Raw genomic sequence first — 1,567 nt, 5'->3', positions numbered from 1 at the left:
CCGCCCTTTTCCTTTCAACCCGGGATCCATCCGGCAGAAAGCGGGCTCAGGGCGCCGTCCGTGTCACTTCGAGACGGGCGAAGCGGCTCACCCCCAGCGTGGAGAGTTCGAGCGTGATCGAGTCGGAGGTTTCGACGACTTCGCCGGGTTCGGGATCGTCCCAGATCACGAGATCGCCGGAAACGCGGACCGCGTAGCTGATCTCCGGATCGGCGGCGGCCTCCGCTCCCTTCGGCCAGACGATCCGCGGCGGTGACAGCGTGCCGTCGAGGGCGGGCGGTACCTCGGCCACCAGCGGCGACAGGCCCAGGGCATACTCCATCAATGCCGGGATGCCGTCGCGGTCGTCGCCGTCGTGGTCCTCGTCGTCCGGAATGCCGAACCCGGAGGCCCAGCCGGCGAAGCCCTGCCCGGACGCCTCGCCGATCACGTCGAACTCGAAGTAAACCGTGCCATCGGGATCGCCGAGGTTGTTGAAACCGTGGTTCAGCGCGATCACCCGCACCGCATCGACGTGGTCCGCGAGCACCCCGTCGTCCGCGGTCAGCACCATCTTGGTGGCACCCGCCTCCTCGGTCGCCGCGTCATCGAAGGGGCTGTATTCGAAGACCCCGAGCGAGTAGAAGCCGGGGTTGCCGACCTGGCTCACCAGCAGTTCATACTTCTGGTTGGCCAGCGCCGCGCCGTTCTGGTTCCAGCCGGCGAAGGACTGGAAGCCGGTGATCCGGTAGCCGGCCGGAGCGGGGTCCAGGTCGAGCGTGGCGGTGTAGGTGAACGGCAGCTTGGCACCGCTGCCGAGCGATTCCGGCAGGTAGGTGCCGCGGCGGACGGTGTCCGAGTGGCCGGTCCCGTCGTTGACGGTGTCGAAGGTGAAGAACGGCGTCTTGTCCCAAGCGTAGGACAGCACCGACGGCTGGCCGGCATTGATCAGGTCGTCGTCGAGAATGTCGGCCAGGTAGCTGGAGGCCACCGCATAGCCGGCCGCGCCGCTGTTGTCGGTCTCGGCGCCGGCGTGAGCCCCTTCGATCGAGATCACCCCGACGTCGGGCAGCGGCACCGCGCTGCCGATCACGTCGAACTCATCGATCACCGAGCCGTTGATCGCCGTGTCGCCGGCCGCGGAGACGAAGCCGTGGTCGAGGACCACGAAGCGCACCGCATCGACGCCAGTCGCGATCACCCCGTCATCCGGGGTCAGGACCATCTTGGTCGAGCCGGCCTCGGCGGTGGAGTCATTGTCGAAGGGGCTGTATTCATAAATGCCGAGCGACTCGAACTCCGGGTCGCCGACCTTGCTGACCAGCAGCTCGTACTTCTGGTTGGCGAGCGACGCGCCGTTCTGGTTCCAGCCCGCGAAGGACCGGATCGAGCTGATCGTGTAGCCGAGGGTGTTGACGCTGACGTCGAGGTTGGCGGTGTAGGTGAAGGGCATCTTGGCGCCGTTCCCGAAGGTCGCCGGCAGGTAGGTCCCCTTGCGCTCGGCCGCGGTGTGGCCGGACCCGTCGTTGACCGAGCCGAAGGCAAAAAACGGCACCTTGTCCCAGGCGACGCCGGCCAGCGAGGGCTG

1 pseudogene is annotated in these 1,567 nt (G+C 67.3%); it reads right to left on the bottom strand.

What is annotated here, in order from left to right:
* Window positions 1-46 precede the first annotated feature (46 nt).
* Window positions 47-1,567, bottom strand: a pseudogene (locus tag IG178_RS12955) (hypothetical protein); the annotation flags it as partial.

The sequence above is a fragment of the Neoluteolibacter marinus genome, assembly GCF_014904755.1.
Lineage (GTDB): Bacteria > Verrucomicrobiota > Verrucomicrobiia > Verrucomicrobiales > Akkermansiaceae > Haloferula > Haloferula marina.
Note: the sequence above shows the minus strand (reverse complement) of the source record. Positions and strands in the feature narration are given on the sequence as shown.